General features: G+C 30.4%; 18 protein-coding genes, 1 tRNA gene and 1 pseudogene. 2 read left to right on the top strand and 18 right to left on the bottom strand.

Annotation, left to right across the window (positions count from 1 at the left end; all coding sequences use genetic code 11):
- Positions 1-2: 2 nt before the first annotated feature.
- The 11 genes and pseudogenes from ABF633_RS15815 to ABF633_RS15765 all read right to left on the bottom strand — a co-directional run bounded on the left by ABF633_RS15815 (position 3) and on the right by ABF633_RS15765 (position 11,498).
- Entirely contained in the window at positions 3-1,148 is a 1,146-nt protein-coding gene (locus tag ABF633_RS15815; RefSeq protein WP_415524855.1) for an AAA family ATPase, read from the bottom strand.
- Positions 1,149-1,161: 13 nt separating this feature from the next.
- A complete protein-coding gene (locus ABF633_RS15810) occupies positions 1,162-1,923 on the bottom strand; it encodes a hypothetical protein (protein WP_415524854.1) in 762 nt (253 codons plus the stop codon).
- 252 nt (positions 1,924-2,175) lie between these two features.
- Entirely contained in the window at positions 2,176-4,077 is a 1,902-nt protein-coding gene (locus tag ABF633_RS15805) for a fructose-specific PTS transporter subunit EIIC (RefSeq protein ID WP_415524853.1), read from the bottom strand.
- Between the two features lie 225 nt (positions 4,078-4,302).
- Entirely contained in the window at positions 4,303-5,217 is a 915-nt protein-coding gene (gene pfkB / locus ABF633_RS15800; RefSeq protein WP_415524852.1) for a 1-phosphofructokinase, read from the bottom strand.
- Positions 5,218-5,454: 237 nt separating this feature from the next.
- A complete protein-coding gene (locus tag ABF633_RS15795) occupies positions 5,455-5,595 on the bottom strand; it encodes a hypothetical protein (RefSeq protein WP_415524851.1) in 141 nt (46 codons plus the stop codon).
- A 152-nt stretch (positions 5,596-5,747) separates the two neighbouring features.
- The gene (locus ABF633_RS15790; protein ID WP_415524850.1) at positions 5,748-5,963 is read right to left on the bottom strand and encodes a LexA family transcriptional regulator; all 216 of its coding nucleotides are present in this window, start codon (positions 5,961-5,963) and stop codon (positions 5,748-5,750) included.
- Positions 5,964-6,473: 510 nt separating this feature from the next.
- Positions 6,474-7,982, bottom strand: coding sequence for a nitrogenase component 1 (locus ABF633_RS15785; protein ID WP_415524849.1), 1,509 nt, complete (start codon positions 7,980-7,982; stop codon positions 6,474-6,476).
- A gap of 5 nt (positions 7,983-7,987) precedes the next feature.
- Positions 7,988-9,325 (bottom strand): nitrogenase component 1, encoded by a 1,338-nt coding sequence (locus tag ABF633_RS15780; protein ID WP_415524848.1) that lies wholly within the window; start codon positions 9,323-9,325, stop codon positions 7,988-7,990.
- Between the two features lie 404 nt (positions 9,326-9,729).
- Positions 9,730-10,023 (bottom strand): annotated as a pseudogene (locus tag ABF633_RS15775) (EamA family transporter); the annotation flags it as partial.
- Positions 10,024-10,490: 467 nt separating this feature from the next.
- Positions 10,491-11,246: a hypothetical protein gene (locus ABF633_RS15770; protein ID WP_415524847.1), complete on the bottom strand. Its 756-nt coding sequence runs from the start codon at positions 11,244-11,246 to the stop codon at positions 10,491-10,493.
- Between the two features lie 176 nt (positions 11,247-11,422).
- Positions 11,423-11,498 (bottom strand) — tRNA-Thr (locus ABF633_RS15765).
- Between the two features lie 370 nt (positions 11,499-11,868).
- On the opposite strand from ABF633_RS15765, the gene ABF633_RS15760 reads away from it, so the two are divergent.
- Positions 11,869-12,417, top strand: a complete 549-nt coding sequence (locus ABF633_RS15760; protein ID WP_415524846.1) for a GNAT family N-acetyltransferase — start codon at positions 11,869-11,871, stop codon at positions 12,415-12,417.
- A gap of 199 nt (positions 12,418-12,616) precedes the next feature.
- Here the strand turns inward: ABF633_RS15760 and ABF633_RS15755 are convergent, their stop codons facing one another.
- The 7 genes from ABF633_RS15755 to ABF633_RS15725 form a co-directional block, all read right to left on the bottom strand.
- Positions 12,617-13,933, bottom strand: a complete 1,317-nt coding sequence (locus ABF633_RS15755) for a gluconate:H+ symporter (RefSeq protein WP_415524845.1) — start codon at positions 13,931-13,933, stop codon at positions 12,617-12,619.
- Between the two features lie 209 nt (positions 13,934-14,142).
- Positions 14,143-15,861, bottom strand: coding sequence for a dihydroxy-acid dehydratase (gene ilvD / locus ABF633_RS15750; protein ID WP_415524844.1), 1,719 nt, complete (start codon positions 15,859-15,861; stop codon positions 14,143-14,145).
- Positions 15,862-16,188: 327 nt separating this feature from the next.
- Entirely contained in the window at positions 16,189-17,502 is a 1,314-nt protein-coding gene (locus ABF633_RS15745) for a gluconate:H+ symporter (RefSeq protein ID WP_415524843.1), read from the bottom strand.
- A gap of 739 nt (positions 17,503-18,241) precedes the next feature.
- Positions 18,242-18,919 carry a FadR/GntR family transcriptional regulator gene (locus ABF633_RS15740; RefSeq protein WP_415524842.1) on the bottom strand — a complete coding sequence of 226 codons (678 nt, stop codon included), beginning with the start codon at positions 18,917-18,919 and terminating at the stop codon, positions 18,242-18,244.
- A gap of 41 nt (positions 18,920-18,960) precedes the next feature.
- Positions 18,961-19,980 carry a PfkB family carbohydrate kinase gene (locus tag ABF633_RS15735; protein WP_415524841.1) on the bottom strand — a complete coding sequence of 340 codons (1,020 nt, stop codon included), beginning with the start codon at positions 19,978-19,980 and terminating at the stop codon, positions 18,961-18,963.
- A gap of 19 nt (positions 19,981-19,999) precedes the next feature.
- Positions 20,000-20,644, bottom strand: coding sequence for a bifunctional 4-hydroxy-2-oxoglutarate aldolase/2-dehydro-3-deoxy-phosphogluconate aldolase (locus ABF633_RS15730; RefSeq protein WP_415524840.1), 645 nt, complete (start codon positions 20,642-20,644; stop codon positions 20,000-20,002).
- A gap of 288 nt (positions 20,645-20,932) precedes the next feature.
- Positions 20,933-21,694, bottom strand: coding sequence for an IclR family transcriptional regulator (locus tag ABF633_RS15725; protein WP_415524839.1), 762 nt, complete (start codon positions 21,692-21,694; stop codon positions 20,933-20,935).
- A 502-nt stretch (positions 21,695-22,196) separates the two neighbouring features.
- On the opposite strand from ABF633_RS15725, the gene hsp18 reads away from it, so the two are divergent.
- Positions 22,197-22,637 carry a heat shock protein Hsp18 gene (gene hsp18, locus ABF633_RS15720; RefSeq protein WP_415524838.1) on the top strand — a complete coding sequence of 147 codons (441 nt, stop codon included), beginning with the start codon at positions 22,197-22,199 and terminating at the stop codon, positions 22,635-22,637.
- Positions 22,638-22,920: the final 283 nt, after the last annotated feature.

Raw genomic sequence — 22,920 nt, 5'->3', positions numbered from 1 at the left:
TCCTACTCCTTAAAATCACCATATATAGAAAAAAAACCTTCAATAAAATTTTTATTCATTAAAAAGTCTTGATAAATACTTTCTTCATAGCTTTCTTTAATTTCTTTCATTATAGCTAATTTTAAATCTGCTGGATAGTACTGAAGCAATTTGGAAAATATATCTATTTCTTGTATTTTATTATCACTATTCTTTATATGTTGAAGAACATTTTTAGCTATTAAATATAACCTTGAGTGATTTTCTTTCTTTATTTCTTCTATAATTTCCGACTTAAGTGTACCTTCTAAAAATATTTGCTCAGCAGTAATAAGCGGCCTTCTATTACTATTTATAAAGTTCATAAATTCTTGGGCTATACTGCTTCCCACATTACCTTTTATCACGCTATAAATAATATTTTTAGGTATCTTTTCATCCTTATTCAAATATATGTTGTATACATTTGATACCCTTTCCCAACTTCTTGGAGTTGCTTTAACCATTTCTACTGAATTGGGAGTATGTAGATATTCAGGGAAAGTAGAAATAAAATTAAGTATATCTTCATGTATATTTTTGATCCCATTTATATTTTCCATTCCCCAGCTAATCCAAGCTTTTGTATCAGATTCTACTTCTATCCATGTAAAACGATCTTCCTGGGCTGCATCCATATCTATTACCTGATAATCAGTGTTATTATATTCTCTATATTTATTAGAAGGATTCATAGCAGCTACGACCTTTACCTGATCAGGTATTTTAAAACCATTTATTTCTCTATTAAGTATTATGTTCATAAGTTCCTGTTGTACACTGTGCTCACAACGATTTATTTCATCTATAAATAATACTATTGTTCTGCCAGGATCTTTACTTAAAACTTTTTCTATTTCTTGAAGCTTTACATGAACAGCATAAACAGTTCTCTTAAGTTTAGTATCTTCTCCATTTACATGTACTAAATAATCTTCCACTGTTGGAAGGCCGCCTATTTCACCCTCTTTTAACATATTTCCATCTATATTAATATTGTAATAATTATTGCTTTTACATAAATTCTTTACAATAGTAGTCTTACCTATACCACTTTCTCCTATAAGCAGTGGAACTGCACCACTTTCTATAACCAATTCTACACATTTTAATGCATCATTAAAATTCATATTATATTTCTCCTTAATATGATAACTTGTAATCAACAAAAATTCTTTTCACCCTGTCACTGCCATAATCATGGATAAAACTTAATTTGTCTATAGTTAGAACATCACAATTGATAAATTTCAAAACATATTCTCTATCTATATTTTCACTTTTTAACTTATCTTTGAAAATTTCCTTCGCCCATTCTATGTCAATTCTGCTTCCTACATATTTAATTATATCCACATTATCCTCTAAAAAGATTTTCATATCATCTTCATTTATATCTTCTATATAATTAATAGCTTCTGCATTTTCAATTATAGCCTTCCTTTTTACATCCACAGTTGGATTATCTATATATTTCAATGCTCCAAAATACTTTGAAACTGCCATTAACTGAATTTTCTCCGATGGATTTTTTATATACTTTACAGAATCCCAATCTTTTTTTACTGCAATCTCCTTAATTTCCTCTGATGGATTCTTTATATATTGAAGCGCCCATCCCTTTATTGATACAGCTTTTTTTAAAACTTTATCCGACGGATTTTTTATAAATTTAAGGGTATTCCACGCACCCTCTACAGCAAATAAACTCATCTCCTCTGATGGATTTTCTATATACTCAATAACCCAGACATTGTTCCTAAGCGCTGTCCACTGAACAGTTGTAGATGGATTTTTTATAAATTTCAATACATTTCCATTGTCTTTAACTGCCTCTAATTGCATCTCTTCTGATGGATTCTCTATATTTTTAATATAATAGGGATCCTTACGTACAAGTTCCATAATATATCACCTCTTATATATCACTTTTTCATTATTATAGCATAGTTTTAATTTTTAAAAAAAGACCGTACAAAGACTTATATAAATTAAATCTCTGTACGGTTTCTTTTATTCACTCCATATTAGTAACTGTTATATTCAACTTCTAAAGCCAAAAATAGCAGCACAACGTCACGGAATAATTTTTCTAAATTTAGTGGAATACGAAACATTCCACTAAGCAAAATTCATTTATTGCATATAAAATTTTTACTATGCCGCAACTTCATCAGTTTTGATAGGCTTTTTTAATATTCCAAGTAACAAGCAAGTTACTACAGCACCCACTGCAATAGAAAGAATATAAAGTAGAGGGTTTCCATATACTATTCCAACTACAAATATTCCACCATGAGGAGCTGGTAAGCCTATGTTAAATAGCAATGAGAGTCCACCAGCTACTGCTGATCCAACAATTGATGCTGGTAATACCCTAGCAGGATCTGATGCTGCAAAAGGTATTGCACCTTCTGTTATGAAACACAAACCCATTATATAACAAGTTAATCCAGCTTCTCTTTCCTGTCTAGTGAATCTATTCTTAAAGAAAGTAGTAGCCAATGCAATTCCAAGAGGAGGTACCATTCCACCAGCCATAACAGCAGCATGTGGATGATAGTTTCCTGCACTTATCATGAAAATACCAAAAGTAAATGAAGCCTTATTTATAGGACCACCCATGTCAATAGCCTGCATTCCACCTAAAACTAATCCAAGTAAAATTCTGTTAGTTGTTCCCATAGAACTTAACACATGTTGAAGCCATAAATTAAACGCAGTAACAGGTTGTATTATTACAACAAACATTAATGCACCTGTAATAAGTGTTCCAAGAAGCGGATAAATAAGTACTGGTTTTATACCTTCTAGCGCTTGAGGTAATTTAGCAAATAGCTTTTTAAGTAGTACTACCACATAACCACCTAAGAAACCTGCAATTAATCCACCTATAAATCCTGCTCCATTATTAGCTGCAATAAAACCACCTACCATTGCAGGCGCAAATCCTGGTCTATCTGCAATACTCATACCTATAAAACCAGCAAGCACAGGTACCATAAGTGCAAAAGCATTAGTAGCACCAATATCATGAAGCAATTTTGCTATATAATTATAACTTGGATCTTTAGGATCAAAAGCTTTTATTCCAAACATAAAGGATATAGCTATTAATATACCACCACCTACAACAAAAGGAAGCATATTTGAAACACCATTCATAAGATGTTTATAAAAACCACTTTTTTCACCACCTGAAGATGATGATTTATCACCGCCGCCTTCATGTTTATATATTGGCGCATCTCCATTTAGTGCTTGTGTTATAAGTTCTTCAGGTCTCTTTATTCCCTGCACCACAGGAACCTGAATTACCTTTTTACCATCAAATCTAGCCATTTCAACTTTTTTATCTGCTGCTACAATTATACCAGAAGCTCTATTTATCTCATCTTCTGTCAATCTGCTTTTTACACCTGTAGACCCATTAGTTTCTACTTTTATGTCTACTCCCATTTCTTTAGCCTTATTTTTCAAGGCATCAGCTGCCATATAAGTATGGGCTATACCTGTAGGACAGGCAGTTACAGCTAATACTAAGCCTTTAGATCCTTCTGATTCTTCTACAACAGAACCTTCTGAACTTTCTTCTTCTAACTTTTCTTCCTCTTCACTATCGATTAAACTTAAAACCTCATCCTCTGATTTAGCTTCAAGAAGCTTTGTTTTAAAATCTGGATTCATAAGCATTGTCGACAATCTAGATAATGTTTCTAAATGAGTATTGTTAGCACCTTCACTTGCCGCAATCATAAAAAATATGTTAGCTGGATTTCCATCTAATGAATCATAATCTATGCCTTCAATAGAACGCCCAAAAGCAAGAGCCGGAGTCTTAACTGCTGCTGTCTTAGCATGTGGTATAGCTATTCCATCTCCAATACCTGTTGAGAATTCTGATTCTCTTTTCAGAATAGCATTTTTATAGTCTTCTTTATTATTTAATCTACCAGCACTATCAAGCTTATTTACTAATTCATCAATTACTTCCGCTTTTGAACTAGCCTTAAGATCTAGAATAATAGTGTCTTTCTTTAAAAGTTCTGTAATTTTCATTTTCTTCCTCCCATATTATATAATTAATATATAAACATTATTCTCTTCAATTCTTTTTATAATTTTACACAATGAGAAAAGAACAATGGAATTAAGATATATTAAAATTATTATTATACTATTTTACTAAGTTAACTACATTGTCCATAAAAGGTTTACACAAATACTTAAAATTATAAAAATCCTTTATCCATAAAGCATTTCTATAATTTATCATACAAGAAATTATGATAATTTGGTTACGATTACTTGCGGTAAATAATATTCCACATCTTCTTTTTTACATAAGTCTTTTGAAAATGCTGTTGCACTTCCAGAAGTTGCACCCCATCTAAACGATTCTATTATATCTGGATTTTTAGAATAATTTGCTAAAAATCCTGCAATTACAGAGTCTCCAGCTCCTACTGAATTTTGTACAGTTCCTTTGGCTGGTGAAGCATGATAAACTCCACTATCAGTAATTAAAAGTGCTCCTTTTTCTGCCATAGAAATAATTACGTTTTCAGCACCCATTTCTCTAAGCTTTTGAGCATATTTTATGATATCCTCTTTTTTATCAAGAACTACATTAAATATTTCACCTAGTTCATGATTATTAGGTTTTATTAAAAATGGCTTATTTTTTAATGTAGCAACTAAAGCGTCCCCTGTAGTATCAACAATAACCTTAACCTTATTAGATGCACATTTTTCCTGAAGCACAGAATATATATCTCTTGGTACTGAACTCTGTACATTTCCTGATAATACCAAATAATCCTCACTGCCTAAGTTACCAATTATTTTGAATAGCTTTTCAAGATCTGCGTCTGTTATAACTGGTCCACCACCGTTAATTTCTGTTTCTTCATTTGATTTAAGTTTAACATTTATTCTTGTATCACCTGTTACCTGTATAAAATCAGTATCTACACCTTGAGCTTCTAAGGAATCAATTATAAATTTACCTGTAAAACCTCCAATAAAACCTAATGCCTTACTTTTTATTCCAAAGTTGTTCAATACTCTTGAGACATTTATACCTTTTCCGCCTGCAAACTTTTCTTCACTGGCAACTCTATTGACTTTTCCTGGTTTGAAGTCATTTACATTTATAACGTAATCTATTGCTGGATTAAAAGTCACTGTATATATCATTTTTTATTCACAACCTTTACTATTGTTTTTATGATTGTCATACAATTATCATAATACAAAATCAATCAATAAACAACACATATGCGCAAATTTAATCATATTTTTTTATAAAAATTTGAATCCTATTGATTTTTATTATTAATTTTAACAAGTTTTCCTTTATCTTTTAACTATTTAATAAAATGCTATTATTGATTTTCATTTACTATTTACTGATTTTTTTCACTCTAGCCGCCTTTATACTTCATTAAACACAAGTAAATTTTTTTTATCAGCAATTTTACCTATTGTAGTTAAGATATTATCTATCTGTTTTGATTTTTCTTCTAATATATTAGTTGCATTAGAAATGGTATTAATGCTTTCTGCTATAGCCATTATTATATCCAATACTTATTTTAGGGATACATCATTATTATTTGATATATCCCTAAGGTATTATTCGCTCAATATATTTTGGAAATATTTGTCATACAATTACTAAATAAAAAATTAAACCAAGCGAAAATAAATCAACTTGGTTTTTTAACTTATATACGTTTTAGTATTTGAATTGTTGTGGGACATCCGTTTACACTGGAAATATATCCTTTTGCCTCAATATCTTTTACAAATGAATGCACTAATTTAGCAGAATTTAATCCAATCTTTTCACCCAGCTCTCTCACTGTTGGAGCATATTTGTGCTTATCCATATATTCCTGTATTAATCTTAACCCTTTTACTTGTTTTTCTGTCAATACCATAGTATCCGTAAAACCACCCCATTAAATTTTATAATTGTCAATTTATACCATATATTATACAGAACACTAGTTCAACTGTCAAGTAAATTTTTTACAAATTAATTTACTTAAATAAGATTATAGCTGCCAATTATTCTATCAATGAGTCTTACTTAGCGGGAGTTTGTATTCCCACTAAGTTTAGATGAATTATCCAGGAACGTGTGCCTGTTATCTCTACCTTTAGAAAAGCAGAGAACCAAAATTTTTAATTTTGTGTGAGTCGCTTTCGCTGCGTGCAAGCAGAGAACCAAAATTTTTAATTTTGTGTGAATCTCTTTCACAGAGTGCGGTGGAGTGTTACAGCTACTAGTTATCGGATAAAATTTCTGAATACTTATCCCATATATTGTCAATGATTATACTATAACGAGGTGATACTGTGAGAAAACAAATTTATTTTAATATTGATATAATAATAGCTTCAATATTATTTGGAATTGCATATATGCTTATATTTAACTTAATTATTTAGCCCTTTATATATGAAAATGGATTTTTATTATACCACTCTTCTTTATAAGGTAAACTTGTATTGTCAGATAGTTTATGCTGAAAAGAGGAATTTTTCAATAATCTTGTCATCCTTCTTGCTACTTCATAAGCACCTTTATACCCAAAATAATTAAATGCTCCTCCAAATAGAGGTAAAGATGGCACTCCAAGCTTAGATACCCACACCCCGGCACCTGCATGAGTTAAGCATATATCAGGCTTATCTCTATTTATTATATTAACCAACTCAAAAGCTTGATTCGGCGCTACACTTACTTCCACTTTTGGAAAGTTCTCATTAAATTTTGTATAAAGATCAGTACTTAAACTATCATAATGGTGAGCCCTAACTGCTATGATCTCACAGCCTAATTCATGAAGAAGCATAGCATCAGATACTACTCTTATTACACCGCCAGTTACCAGCACTCTTTTTCCTTTTAAAAATTTTTTAAAAGGTTCTATGGCTGAAAAAACCTCTTGTTCCTCTGCGACAATTATTTCTTTTGCTTTTTCTTCTAAATTAACCTGTTTTGCCACCTCTATAAACCATTCACCTGTATTTTTTATACCCACAGGCATATTATGAATAAAATAGGGAGTACCAAACCTTTCCTTTAAAAACGTTAGAAAATAATCATCATGTACATTGCAAAGACTTATATTTAAAACTGCTTCAGACAATTTTCTAAAATCATTAGGATGGGCAAAATTTGGGAAAACCCTTACTTCAAGACCTAGCGCTTCTAGTAATCTTTTAGTCTCTACCTCATCAGGATAGGTTAGGGAACCAAAATTAAATAAATTAACAATTCCAGATTTTTTATAATTAATTTCTTTTAATTGAAACTCTTCATTGTTTCCTTTTGTATTCTCTAATGAATTTGGAGACAAATCCAAATTTCTGCCTACGCCATGGTAATAAGTATCATAGGCGTTAGCAACTACTGGAGATTTAATTCCCTCACAGTGCATTGGTATTATTTTTGCATTCACAGTCTCTTGTGTACTCCTTACCACCTCATCAATATCATCGCCAATCATACTTGGTGAACAAGTATTCATAACAATAATAGCTATTGGCTTATATCGTTTATCTGCCTCCAATATGGTTTCTCTTAGTTTAGCTTCTCCTCCATTAATGACGTCTTTTTCATTAAGATTGGTAGATAACCATATCAAAGGCTTAGGAACTCCGCCCCTGGCCTTTGTTCCAGACCTAACTGGAAAATCTGATGAATGAATTTGAGATCCGCAACCTACAGGTCCGTGAATTATAAATATAGTATCTGGCATTGTAAGCGCCATCCCCAGCACTAATCCCAGCTGACAGGCAGTTGCCTGAGAAAAACTTCTTTTTTTGTTCTTTAAACATCCATCTTTGGCGCAGCCTAATAATTCACAAGTGCTTCCACCAAAGGCACTTCCCACAAAATTCAATCTATGTTCACGTTTAGGAGCAACTTTATTATCAAAATAACCCATTTAATCTACCTCCCCATCAGGATAACATTTAATAAATCTTCTACTAAATGCAGCCCACCATTATATCCAGCATATCCTCTGTTTAATATTGCTCTATTTAATATTGGATAACTTACACTTAATATTTTTGCACCAACTTTATTAGCAAGGTCTTTTTCATAGGAGCTACCTAATATAAATAGAGGAGAAATAGCATCATGGTATTTTTCAGATTTGTTGACTTCAATAATATTTGTTAAATACTCTTGAATTTTTGAAGCATCTGTTTCATATATTAATTCAATTTCTTTATCTACATTAAGCTTTTCAAATCTATCATTTAAAACTTCTTTTTGATTATCTTCAAGTCCATCTGTTATTATTGAAAATTTAGGTATCCATCCTAAATCTTCATATAAAAATCTTGTTATTGATATGGTATTATTTGCATTTCCTACAACTACAGCATAATGTTGAAAATCTGAATCTGCATATACATCCGATATTCTTTCAATGTATTTATAATAATTTTCATTTTCCTGCTTTATTAATTCCTCCACTTTTTTATTATCTATTTCTAATAGCTTAGAAATATCTCTTAAAAATTCTGCTGTAGCTGTGGGTCCTATTGGAAGCTCACTTACATAATAAGGGATACCATGCTTTTCCTTAAAACTTTCTGCAACACTAATTCCATAAGTTCTTGATAAAACAATATTTAATAATGCCCCTGATGCATTCATTAAATTATCTATAGTTTGATCATTAGTAAAAAAAGTATTTACTTCTAATCCAAGCTTTTCTAATAATCTTTTGATTTCAACTAGATCTCCTCTAAAAAAAGGATCACTAGCTGGAATTAATCCAAAAATATTTACTAAATTTTTTCTTTTCTTTGTGCTTTCATTTGAGTAGTTATTAAATAATTTTTCTAATACTCTTTCATACCCATTATATGAATTTCCTCTAAATCCTCCCGTTTCTATTGACAATATAGGAATTTTTGAATCTTTAAAATTTCTAAGAACTGCTTCCACATCGTCTCCAATTATTTCTGTCATACATCCAGTGGTGACCAAAAATAGATCTGCATCGATCATTTCCAGAGTAGTTTCTATCTGCTCATTTAATCTGGAAGATCCTCCAAACACAATATCATTTTCAGTTATACCTGAAGTAGGCACTGAACTTCCCCCACAGTATCCCGATCCCCAAAATCCGCTGCCTCCCATATATGCCCCGAAAAGATTTGCTCCACAACCAGATGTAGCATGAACTATTGGAACTACTCTTGGCAATGCGCTAATAGTACTTAAAGCTCCCCCAAGAGCACAGGAAAACCTAGGTCTTTCAATATAAGACATTTACATATCTCCCCCAATTTATATATTTTTATAAACAGAATTCTTGGCGTCAGGTGGAGTTTTCATTCCATCTGATGCTTACTAACAGAGTTCTTAGTATCGGTTTTTGATACTTAGAAATCGTTGTCCTTTAGGGTAAGTCGTTATCCAGGGACGTAGCCACCCTTTACTCCCGCTTTGAAGAAGCTGGGAGTATTAGAGTGGGTAGTCATCGGATAAACTTTATTCCAAAAAATAAAAAGACCAGATAACTCACTAAATCAATTTTAGCAAGAATCCAGTCTCCAGTTTTCTGGTTAACAATTGCAATACCCTATTATACCAATATGTTTATTATATATTTATATTTAACTTTTGTCAATGAGTCTTTTATATAAAAATTTTTTAATAAATCTTCCACATTATTTAATAGCAACTAAATAGGTATACTGCACACCTACCATCCCTATAATGCCAAAAAGAATGAGACTCAACATAGTATGTTTAGACCTCCAGATTGTCCATATATCTTGTTTACATTTCATAAAAGCATATAATAACAAAATTAGTCCTGATGCTAATAGACGGATCACAACAAGCCACTCTGGACTAAACGTTTTTTTCTGAAACAAGTATTGTGCAACAGTACCTGATACTCCCCATAACATGGCACCTATGATTACAAGCATTATTCCTTTTATTCTCGGTTGAACTTTCACTCACTTTCTTTGTAATTATTTTGAACAGGTTATAAGTTAATTGCAAACATATTGATTTATTTAAATAAATCTGTAATAATTTTATTATTATTTTCAATACATAACAATTAATATATTGCAAAAATTAAAGCTATATTAGCGAGATGATAAAAATGCAGGCATCAAAAATAGAAGTAGATGACAATTTACAGAAGATAGCAAAACATGGTTCTTATGATTTTCCAATAGCAATTTATACGGATAAATTTAATCTGTTTGAAGCCTGATGTTCAGTGGCAGAAAAACATATTAAAATATAAAAAAAGTCTTTTCCTTGTGGAATGAAAAACCCTGTGGATCTGAACTAGAAATAAGAAATTATCTAGGCATTCTTTGGTTAAATATAATTAGAGAAGTGAAAGTCTGAATATAGAAATAAATCTAGTGTAAATAAAAAACACCATTTTTTATTTTACAATTGAAATTTTTCAATTATGACGTTTATTCTTTAACCGATAATATACATACTTGAAAATTTCTGTTATCTTCTCTTCATTATCACGTATGTAAGTTCTGTTATTTTTGTTCTTTTCTATATAATTATTTATTATTTCATCAAGCGTCTTTTTACTAATATTAGCATTAATAGTTGCAGCTACAGAATTATATAAGTTTAATCCAAAATTATTAGAAATTTGTATTATCCAATCATGTGTATCATTAGTGATACCATCTAAGTAACTAAAATTATCAACTCCAATTAGACTATTTTGATATTTATATATAACCACTTTTTTTGGTCTTGAATAATATTCATAATCAGCATGTTCAATAAATTGCTTATTCTTTATTTTATTCGATGATATTTCTTTAGACTTTCTTTTAACTCTATCGAGAATTATTCTGTTTTTATCATCTTCTTTAACAATGATAAATTCAATATTATGCTTATTAACCTGTTCCAATGCACTATTTATAATTTTGTCACTTATATTTGCTTTCTTTTTCATTAAAGCCCTAATAACATTGTTACTTAATAGATTTACTCTAACACTGCACTTTTCTTTTAGGAGCTTTAAACTCTCCGACAATCCTAAAAGTAATGCTTCAATTAATTTCATATCATCATATGTTCCATATACTATTTTACTATTATTTTGATATACTAATAGTGCTGAAAATGTCCCTATACTTTCACCTATTGACGAAGCCAAATATAAATCCACAGTCTTAATTTTCTCCATATTAGCTCCCTCCTTTCTAAAAATTAAACTTATAATATCTATAACTATAATATTTTTTACTATGGAAAATATTTCAAAATAAATTATATTATACCTTATTTACTTTTGAATTTATATCTCGTTTCCCGTCAAAATAAAAAATCAAGGATCTCATCTTCATAAGCCCTTGATTTCACTGGTGCTTCCGAAGTGATTTGAACACTCGACCTACTGATTACGAATCAGTTGCACTACCAGCTGTGCTACGGAAGCATACATTTTTCTTTATTATATCAGATATTCCAATGTTTTAAAAGCATTTGGAAGAATATAGAATATCACTTCTTTTTGCACCCTTAACCTAACTTACGATCTAATCATTAGCATAGAAATTATAAAAGAATATACTATGGTAATGCCATAAAGCAAAACCTTAACTACCAGTTACTAGTTTTATATGTACAAACCTAAAACCATAATTTATAATGGAAATAGTTAACTATTGTCGGTATAGTTTAACAAATATAGTAAGAAAGGGGTGGTTTTTATGAATACAATTATGAGGTGGTTCTCCGACTAAAGTGGAGGAATAAAATATGTAATTCATCTATTCCTCCTATTAAACAAGAGGAGTGGTTATAATATGACATTAATGGAAACAGAAAGACTTTTTATTAGAAATTTTAAAGCAGATGATTGGAAAGATTTACATGAATATCTTTCTCAGGAATCAGTGGTTAAGTATGAGCCATACTATATTTACAATGAAGAGGAATGCAAACAAGAAGCACTAAGACGTTCAAAACAAACTGATTTTTGGGCTGTTTGCTTAAAAGAGAATAATAAATTAATAGGTAATGTGTATTTTCAGCAGCAAGAACCTAAAGAATTTCTTACATGGGAAATAGGTTATGTTTTTAATCCTGCATATTATGGAAAAGGTTACGCTACGGAAAGCTGCAGAAAGATTTTAGATTATGGATTTAAACAGTTAGACACACGCAGAATAATTGCTATGTGTAATCCTAAAAACGCAGTCTCTTGGAAGTTATTAGAAAGGTTAAAAATGAGAAGAGAAGGACATTTACTAAAGAATATATTTTTTAAATATAATGAAGAAAGAAAGCCTATTTGGAATGACACATATGAGTATGCATTATTAGCCGAAGAATGGTTTAACTTTTCTAAATAAGTATAAGCTCAATGCTCTTTAATAATATATATTCTAAAAAAACATGCTAAAAAAGATATAGAAGCAATCTATAATTGCCTCTATATCTTTTTTTACTGCATAATATTAGAACTTGCAGATGAATTAAAACTAGGTATAATATCTTTATCCTATAGAAAATTCAAATAACCGTGAAATGACTGTTTTTGTTAATATCTATCTATATTATTGCATTTATAATCAATACCCCTATTAATCCCATAACCGAAATTATTGTTTCCATAGTTGACCATGATTTCATTGTCTCACCAATGCTGAGACCAAAGTATTCTTTAAACATCCAAAAACCTGGATCGTTTACATGAGAGAATATAAGACTTCCTGCTCCTGTTGCCAATACCATTAGTGCTGGATTAACATTTGCTGAAGAAATCATTGGTAATACTATACCTGCAGTGGTCATAGCAGCAACTGTTGCTGAACCCAATGACAAACGTAATATAGCTGCTATTATCCATGCTAAAATTAAAGGTGATATATTTGTTCCTGCCATAATTGTAGCTATATATTTACCAACTCCACTGTCTATAAGGACCTGCTTTAGAGCACCACCGCCTGCTACTATCAATAATATCATGGCTATTCCACTGGCTGCCTTAGCCACACTTTTCATTACATCTTCCATCTTTTTACCTCTCATTATCCCTAAGGTAAATATGGCAACTACTATAGATATGAACATAGCCATCAAAGGGCTTCCTACAAATTCCGCAAACTGTCTTAGTTGTGAAGTCTTTGCCAATGTCATCTCACATATAGCAGAAAAGGCCATTAATATAGGAGGAATAATAGCTGTTAAAACACTAGTTGAAAAACTTGGCATCTGCTCTTCACTAATAATTTTTGTCTTAAATAGATTATTATTTGCTTTATGGTCAAATTTTTTTATGAATTTAGTTAAAAGTGGTCCTGCAACTATTACTGTCGGTATAGCTATTATAATTCCATAAATTAAAGTCATACTTACACTTGCACCGTATATGGTAGCTATAGCCACAGGTCCTGGATGAGGTGGTAAAAATCCATGTGTAACAGAAAGTGCTGCTGCCATTGGAACTCCTATATATAATAGTGGTAATTCAGCAAATTCAGCAATAGTAAATACCAGTGGTATAAGAAGTACAAAACCTACTTCATAGAACATAGCTATCCCCACAATAAAGCCTGTAAGCACAACTGCCCACTGTATTCTTTTTATACCAAATTTATTAATAAGACTTCTTGAAATTCTCTGTGCTGCTCCGGAGTCTGCTATAAGTTCTCCAAACATAGCTCCAAAACCTAAAATTAATGCTAAACTGCCTAATGTACTTCCAACACCAGCTTGTATAGAAGTAACAGTTTTAGCTGGTGACATTCCCTCAGCAATTCCAACCACTAAAGCTACAAAAATCAACGATATAAAACCGTTTAACTTAAACTTAATCATAAGTACTAGCAATAATATAACACCTATAAGTACAATAAATAATGGCATACAATATTCCCCCTAAATAATTTTTAATTTACACAAGTAAACCTTTTCAATATAATTTATATTAAATTCGGTAAGTAACTCAACCGTTAATTAAGCTAAATTCTTCTCTAAAAAATTTTAGAAAGAACTATAGTGATATTAATGTCTGAAAAATTACTTACCGAATTTAGAATCAAATCAAGCTATTAATTTAAATTTTATATACAGATTTACTCCATATATCCACCTTTCATTGGTGATACTGCACATTTTGTATATATTCCCAAAACACCTTTAGTAAATCTAGGTGCTGGTTTTACCCATTTTTCTTTTCTTGCTTTTAATATAGCATCAATTTCTTGTGGTGTCTTTTCTTCACCAGCTACTCCTATTACATCTAGGCTTCTCTCAGGTATATCTATTTTTATAAGATCTCCCTCTTCAACAAATGCTATTGGTCCACCTTCACTTGCTTCTGGTGAAACATGTCCTATAGCTGGTCCTCTAGTTGCTCCAGAAAATCTTCCATCTGTAATAAGAGCTATAGATTCTACTAATTCTGCATCAGATGCAATTGCTTCTGTAGTATAGAACATTTCTGGCATTCCTGATCCCTTAGGTCCTTCATATCTTACAAATACAGCATCACCAGGTTTTACAGTTTTAGTTAATACTGCATGTATGGCATCTTCTTCACAGTCAAAAACTCTAGCCTTTAAAGTTACCTTCATTAATTTTTTAGATACAGCTGAATGCTTTACTACAGCTCCACCTGGTGCTAAATTTCCTTTAAGAATAGCTATTGCACCTTGTTTTTGTATTGGATCTTCTTTGGTTTTTATAACATCTTCTTTTTTAACACCTAATTTTTCAATTAACTTAGCATGTTCTTCATAATATCCACTGTTCTTTATATCTTCTAAGTTCTCACCTAAAGTCTTACCAGTAACAGTCATTACATCTAAGTGTAAAAACTCTTTAATTTCTTCCATTATTGCTGGTACTCCACCTGCATTCCAGAAATATGATCCTGGATAAAATCCACTTGGTCTTATATTAAGAATATATGGAACCTTTTTATGAATTTCATCAAATAGTTCTGGTTCTATGTCTATACCCAACTCATGAGCTATAGCTGGCATATGAATTAATGTATTACTTGATCCTGCAATAGCAGCATGTACCATAATTGCATTTTCAAAAGCATCTTTAGTCATTATATCTGAAGGTTTTATATCCTTCTCTATTAATTTGAATACTTGTTTTCCAGCCTTATTTGCAGCTCCTTTTAATTCGTCAAAAGTAGTTGGAATCAATGCTGTTCCTGGTAGGGCTATACCTAATGCTTCTGCCATAACCTGCATTGTTGCTGCAGTTCCCATAAATGAACAAGCTCCACAAGTAGGACAGGCATTATGTTTATAATATTTATATTGATCTTCAGTTATTTCTCCTCTTTTATATTGAGCATCATATTTACCAATCTGCTCAAGAGTTAGAAGATTAGGACCAGGGCCCATACATCCACCTGGTAAAAATATAGCTGGCATATTTAATCTAGCAATTGCCATTAAATGTGCAGGAACAGCTTTATCACAGCTTGTTGTAAATACACCTGCATCATAAGGAGTAGCTTGAACATGTATTTCTATTAAGCTTGCCATTATATCTCTAGATGGAAGTGAGTAATTCATACCATCATGACCTTGTGCTTCTCCATCACATATATCTGTAGCAAAAAACTTAGCACCTCTACCACCGTTTTCATAAATGCTATCGAATACTTCATTTACTAGAGAATCTAAATGAGCACTGCCTGGATGACTATGTCCATAACTACTCTCAACTATTATTTGTGGTTTTGAAAGATCCTCAACCTTCCAACCTGATCCAAGTCTTAATGAATCAATTTCTGGAGCTTTTTGTCTTATTTCCTGACTTTTTAACATTTAAATCACCTCATGTTTAATAATTATTTGTATTACAAGCTGCAAAGTTTTTATACTATTAAGGTCATTATTCTAACCATATGCTTAATTATTTTTATGTATTGCAGTTATATAACAATGAATTTGTATTACAACTTTATTTATATAATACTCTGTAAACGTTTTTTAGTCAATACATTTCTTTAAATTTTTATAATTAATTTTTATATAGAAATATATCTGTCTTTCTAAGTTTAAAATAACAAATTCTAATTTATTATTTTAAGTATTCATTTCAACAATAATATAAATACTTATTCTATTATTTATCTTATACTATAGGTATTTTTATATTGCATTTAAGATCAATACACCAATTAAACCCATAACAGAAATTACAGTTTCGGCAACAGACCAAGACTTTATTGTCTCTCCTATAGTAAGACCAAAATATTCTTTAAACATCCAAAATCCCGGATCGTTTACATGTGAAAATATAACACTGCCTGAACCAGTTGCTAATACCATTAAGGCAGGATTAACATGTGATGCAGCAACAAGTGGTAATACAAGTCCTGCTGTAGTCAATGATGCTACAGTAGCTGAACCTAAAGCAAGTCGTAATACAGCTGCAATAACCCATGCTAAGATCAAAGGAGATATATTGCTTCCTGCCATTATACTAGTTATATAATTACCTACTCCACTATCTATAAGAACCTGCTTTAGGGCACCACCGCCACCTATTATCAATAGTATCATAGCGATACCACTTGCTGACTCAGCTATATCTTTCATTAACTCTTCCATTTTTTTACCTCTCATTAATCCCAAGGTAAACATAGCAACTAGAACAGATATAAGCATAGCCATAACTGGACTACCTATAAATTCCAGTAAATTTTTTATAGGCCATGTCTTAGGTATAGCAATTTCACCTATAGCTGCAACTGCCATCAATATAGGAGGAATTATAGCTGTTAAAACACTAGTTGAAAAACTTGGCATATCCTCTTCATCAATAATCTTTCCCTTAAATAAACCACCGCCTGGATTGCCACCCTTTATTTTTACAAATTTACCCAAAACAGGGCCGGCAACTATTACTGTAGGTATAGCTATTATAAGACCATAAATCAAAATTGAACTAACACTTGCCCCATATATAGTTCCTATTGCTATAGGTCCTGGGTTAGGTGGCAAAAATCCATATGTAACAGATAGTGCTACTGCCATAGGCAACCCTATATATATAAGTGGCAATTCAGTATATTCTGCAATAGAAACTGCTATTGGTATAAGTAATACAAATCCTACTTCATAAAACATAGCTATTCCTATAATAAATCCTGTAAGAACAACTGCCCACTGTATTCTCTTTACTCCAAACTTATTTATAAGACTTCTAGAAATTCTTTGCGCTGCACCAGAATCTGCTATAATTTTTCCAAACATTGCTCCAAAGCCTATAACTAATGACAAATGTCCCAAGGTGCTACCAACACCATTTTGTACTGAATTTACTACTTTAATTGCAGGCATTCCCTCTAATATCCCAACAAATAAAGCTACAATAATTAATGATACAAAGGCATTTAATTTAAACCTTATCATAAGTAATAATAACAAAATTACTCCGATAACTACTATTAATAATGGCATACTCATCCCTCCAAAAATAATTCATAAGTTTTTTAATCTCTTTATCATAGGCATTTTTTAACAAAATTATATAAAAATATGTAATATATACATATAAAATAATGTTTGCCTAATATGTATCTAATGCTTGATATCAAATATGTCAAAATACTCTTCGTCTAAACTCATAATGTATTTTTTATTATATATGTTGAACTAAATTATCTTCATTAATAAAATAACTATTTTATTTAAACATCACTCATTATCTAATATAAAATAATGATGTAATTTTAATTACTTCTTACACACATTGTTATTTTATTAACTAATAAAAATACAATCAAATACTTTTAGCATGTCTATTTTTCAAATGATTTTACATTACTATCTGAATTGTCTTATTCTCTGGGATTGTCAAATTTCAAGTATGTATTATAGTATTAAATATTTTCTAAACCTTTTCTCTTATCTTTAAACATGAAAAATCACCTCCGCCTCATTACTTATAATACAACTTTTAATAGTTTTTATTATAAAATCATTATTTTAAGCAGATAGAAAGTATTATTTTGTCATATTTTTGTTATATAACAGATAATTTGTATTACAACTTTATTTATATGATACCCTTGAAACAACCTTTAGTCAATATATTTTTTTGTATTACAGAAATTAGTTCCACATAATAAAACATCCTTATAGTATTTTAATTGATACTATAAGGATGTTTTATTATGGCTTTCATTTGTGTAATATGTTAAAATTTGTTGTTTTTTAGATCATTTAACGTTCTCTGTGCATGCCTTCTTGTATAAATAGCAGCCAGTTCTGAATCTCTATTCTTTATTGCGTCCAAAATGAGCTTATGTTCCGTAACCCCGCCCTTTGGTCCGAGATTTTCATATAAAATCTTTTGATGGTATTTAAGTACATTTCTCAATAATTTATTTACTTTAATAATTAATGAGTTATTAGTACCCTCTGAAATTTTGGTATGGAATTTAAGATCCTCTTCCGTAAACTTATTAATATCATCTTTATACCTGACCATATTTTCGTAACATACTTCCAGCTCCTTTATTAAATCATCACTGCATCTCTCAGCACAAAATCTAGCTGATTCAGGTTCAGTAATTAATCTAAACTCTAATATGTCTACATAGCTATCCATATCCAAAATGAGCATAGGAATTAAGCTATTCAAATATATTAAAGGAGTTAAGTCATTTACAAAAGTACCCCCACCTTGTTTTTTGTTTACAATATTTAATGTTACTAATTTTTCCAGGGCTTCCCTTACAGAAACTCTACTTACATCTAATTCTTTTGCAAGTTGAGTTTCAGACATAATTTTTTGTCCTGATTTCCATTCACCACTAAATATTTTTTCTTCTATTTTTTCCAATACCTTATCGCTAGTTCTACCATCTCTCATAAAAAATCTCCTACTTTATATATTAAACCTCATATGGTAATTTACCTTTGAACACTACCAGAAGTATTTCCGTTTACAAGAGACATTATTTCATCCTCTGTACAAATATTAAAGTCCCCTTCTATAGTGTGTTTAAATACACCTGATGCAACTCCAAATTCTAAAGCTTCTTTATAATTTACTTCAGTAGCTAACTTATAAATTAAACCAGCAGCAAAAGCATCTCCTGTACCAACCCTATCTACTATTGTAAAATCATACTTAGTTGACTGATATAATTCTTCTCCATTGTAAATTAAGGCAGAAAGTGCATTATGATCAGCTGAATAATTTTCTCTTAAAGTAGTTACCATATACTTTATATTAAACCTTTTTTTCATATTTGAAAATGTCTTTTTGAATTTTTCTAAATTTACTCCTTGTTTTGCAAAGTCAGCGATCTCGTGTTTACCGCCTTCTTCTTCACTACTTAACCATCCAAAACAAACATCAATATCATTTATGAATTTTGAAATTACACTCTCAAATTTATCATAACTCCAAAGTTTAGCTCTATAATTCAGATCTACACTTATATGTACACCCTTTTTCTTAGCATACTCAACAGCCTTTTCCACTAATAGTATACCTTTTTCTCCAAGTGCTGGAGTTATACCTGAAAGATGAAACCATTCTGCATCTTTAAATACCTCTTCAAAATTTATATCATTTACATCTATATCACAAATGGCAGAATATTTTCTATCATATACAACTCTAGATGGTCTAACAGATGTGCCTTTTTCAAGGAAATATATACCTATTCTATCTCCGCCTCTGACAATATAATCTGTCTTTACTCCATAATTTCTTACAAAGTTTAAAGCACTATCTCCTATTTCATTATCTGGAAGTTTAGTTAGAAGATATGACTCCATACCCATATTAGCTAAAAAAACTGCTATATTGGCTTCAGCTCCCCCATATATTGCATCAAAGGACTTAGCTTGAGCGAATCTACTATGTCCAGGTGTAGTGAGCCTTAATAATAATTCGCCCATAGTTACTACTTTCTTTGCCATAAGCACACCTCCATTAATATTAGTTTCTAGCTGCTCTTACTTTTTCAACAAATTTCTTTGCGGTTTCTGTAATTAGTTCGTAATTTCCTGTCTTTGCTCCTTCTATAAGTTGTCCACCAACACCAACGGCGATACATCCATTTTTAATCCATTGATCTACATTTTCTAAACTAACGCCACCAGTTGGCATAATTGGAACTTGTGGTAATGGTGCTTTTACATTTTTAACCATACTTGGTCCAAAAGCGCTTCCAGGGAATAGTTTTATAATATCTGTGCCAGCTTCTAATGCCTTTATCATTTCTGTTATTGTCATACAACCAGCCATATAAGGAATTTGATATCTATTGCAAAGTTTTGCAGATTCCAAATCGAATCCAGGACTAACAATATATTGTGCACCAGCTAATATTGCTATTCTTGCAGTTTCACTATCAAGTACAGTTCCTGCACCAACAATTAATTCTTCTTTTGAAAACTTATTTTTTAAAGAAGTTATTACCTTATCTGCTCCAGGTACTGTAAAAGTAACTTCAATAGCAGGTATTCCACCTTCTATGCAAGCCTTTGAAATTTTTACAGCTTCATCTTCACTTTCTGCTCTTACTACTGCTACTACTCCAACTTCTTCAATTCTTGATAATGTATTAAACTTTTCAATCATGTTATAAATCCTCCTAATAATTAAATTTCTAGAAAATAAATTTTTAATTTAAATATACTACAATTAAATCTTACATATTTCATTATACAAAATTATGTTTCATACTTCAAAACATTTTTTTATTAAAAACTCATATTTATTTATTAATTGTAGATATATATTTTACTAAACTACCATATATTAATACTATATCCAATGGCATACTATAAATTATATACTAATTGCTTTTATTTTTCTATTGATAAATCTGTTAATAGAAAGCTATGTAATTTGTATTAATAATGCTGATTAATTTTTATATCCAAGCTCCTGTGATATTTCATTAGCATATTCTGTTATTAATTTTGAAAATTCACTTATTTTTTCTTCTTTGAAACTTATTATAGATCCCGAAATACTAATTGCACCACATACCTGCCCGCTGTAATCTAATATTGGACTGGCAATACATCTTATTCCAATTTCATTTTCTTGTTCATCAATAGAATACCCCTGCTGCTTAATTATATTTAAATTTTCTTTAAATTTATTAAAATCAACTACAGTATTTTCGGTTAATTTTTCTATATTGCTGTTATCCCAAATGAAATTCACCTCATCATCAGTCATATGAGATAACATAGCCTTACCTACTGCGGTACAATACACAGGACTCCTCTTACCAATTCTTGAATACATTCTTATTGGATTTTGTGATTCCACCTTAGCTATATATACAATTTCAGTACCTTCCCTTACCACTAAATGTATTACCTCATTAGTTTTTTCCATAAGTTCCTGAAGTAATGGCCTTGCCACATTAGCTATATTCATATTCTCTACTTTCTTGCTTCCAAGTTCAAATAATTTTAAAGTCAACTTATATCTATTAGTATCTTCATCCTGTTCAACGTAATCTTTAATCATTAAAGTGTTTAAAAGTCTATGTACTGTACTCTTATGAAGATTTACTTTTTCGCTAATTTCAGTTATCCCTAATCCATTTTCATAATCTGATAATACTTCCAAAATTGATAAAGTTCTTTCTACCGATTGTACTACTTCTTGCATATCTTCACTTCCCTTCATTTATACAATAAATATAATATATTTAATTGTCAACTTTCTACTTAATCCTCTAATTATAAATTACATAATTTGTTTATTTACCAAAAAAGTAAAATATTTATAACAAATAATTATACAATATATAAAATACTTGATTAAAATTTGCTTATTTATAGTTCTCTATATTAATAATCTATAGTATTTGTTGCCTGATAAATGTATATCTATAATGAAATTTATATCTTAATTGAAAAAATATATTGTTAACAGCATATTTCTTATAATTTCTTCAAATAAGTTAATTTTCGTATAAATAATTCCATGAAACTAATTTACATTATTCTATATAATATTTTCTTTAAATATTATGCAAAATTTCTGTTTTTTATACTTTGACTTTCTTTGACCTATGCTGTATTATAAAGATGTACTCAAGGAAAGCAATAAATAAGCTTACCTTAACATATAAAATATAAAAATTTACAAGTATTAAGGAGGTTATATTATGTTTGATATGGTTCCTTTTAGAAGAAACAATGGTGTTACAAGAACAGGTTCTGCTTTTGATGATTTATTCAATAATTTCTTAGGAGATAACTTCTTTTCTCCTTCAATGATGACTACCAATGGCTTCAAAGTAGATTTAAAAGAAGATGAAAATACCTATACTTTGGAAGCTGATTTGCCTGGAGTTAAGAAAGACGATATCGCTTTGGATTATGAAAATAACTATTTGACTATTTCTGCAAAGCGAGACGAAATAATAGAAAATAAAGAAGATAATTATGTAAGACGTGAAAGAAGATATGGTCAATTCAAAAGAAGCTTTTATGTAGATAATGTTAATGAATCTGCCGTAGATGCTTCCTTTGCCGATGGAGTTTTAAAAGTAACGTTACCAAAAAAAGATAAAGGTACTGAAAAGAACAAAATAGATATTCATTAAAAAAATTAGCAGAAGTAAAATTTTACTTCTGCTAATTTTTTATTAAAACTAATTTATTTTACACAGCTATTTATAAATTATATTGTAATACTTATCCACTTGTTAATAAATTTATTAAATGAAACTTATCCACAATGATATTAGGAATATTATACACATATCCACTTATTTTTTATTAATAATTCTTATTTTTGTGTATAACTTTTGAAGCAAGTTCTTAATTCAGGTTGGGATTCTTTTACCCCATCTGAATTTTAGAACTGCAAATGCATGGCTTACTTGG

The sequence above is a fragment of the Clostridium sp. genome (genome assembly GCF_047718555.1).
In the GTDB taxonomy this organism is placed as follows: domain Bacteria; phylum Bacillota; class Clostridia; order Clostridiales; family Clostridiaceae; genus Clostridium_I.
The sequence above is the reverse complement of the archived record's forward strand: the minus strand, read 5'-3'. Positions and strand labels throughout refer to the sequence as shown.